General features: G+C 69.4%; 1 protein-coding gene. It reads left to right on the top strand.

Features of this window, described 5'->3' with window-relative positions; genetic code table 11:
* Positions 1 to 31: 31 nt before the first annotated feature.
* Positions 32 to 621: FkbM family methyltransferase (locus VP06_RS33295; protein WP_425350986.1), on the top strand; the 590-nt coding region annotated here is incomplete at its 3' end.

Here is a 621-nt window from a genome sequence, read left to right as displayed (position 1 = left end):
GGCCGCGGCGCGCCGCGGCCCCACACCAGGCATGATGACACAGACCACCCATCCCTTCGGCACCTACGCGCCCGCCGGACTCGTGCGCTGGATCCTCTCGCGCACCGAGCGGCTCCCCGACGAGAACTGGAGCGCGCGGCGCCTCTCCCTGTTCCTGCGCCGCTGTGCCATCCATCTGCTGCGCGGCCGGCCCCTCGACGTCGAGCGTTACGGCGCGCGCATGCGGCTGCACCCCTACAACAACAACTGCGAGAAGAAGGTACTCTTCACCCCGCAGTTCTTCGACCCGCTCGAGCGCAAGATCCTCGCCGACACGATCCTGGCGAACCGCGCCGGACGGGAATGCGTCTTCCTCGATATCGGGGCGAATGTCGGCGCCTACGCGCTGTTCGTGGCCGCGGCCGCCGGCCCCGGGGCACGGATCCTGGCGGTGGAGCCGCAGCCCGACATCTTCGACAAGCTCACCTACAACATCGCCCAGAACCCGTTCGGCAGCGTCAAGGCGGTGGCCTGCGCGGTGGCCGACAAGGCCGGGGAGATGACCCTGTTCGTCGATCCCCGCAACCGCGGCGAATCGAGCCTGAAGGTGGTGGGCACCAACGAGGGCGCGTCGATCCGGGT

The sequence above is a fragment of the Methylobacterium aquaticum genome, from assembly GCF_001043915.1.
Taxonomy (GTDB): domain Bacteria; phylum Pseudomonadota; class Alphaproteobacteria; order Rhizobiales; family Beijerinckiaceae; genus Methylobacterium; species Methylobacterium aquaticum.
The sequence above is the reverse complement of the archived record's forward strand: the minus strand, read 5'-3'. Positions and strand labels throughout refer to the sequence as shown.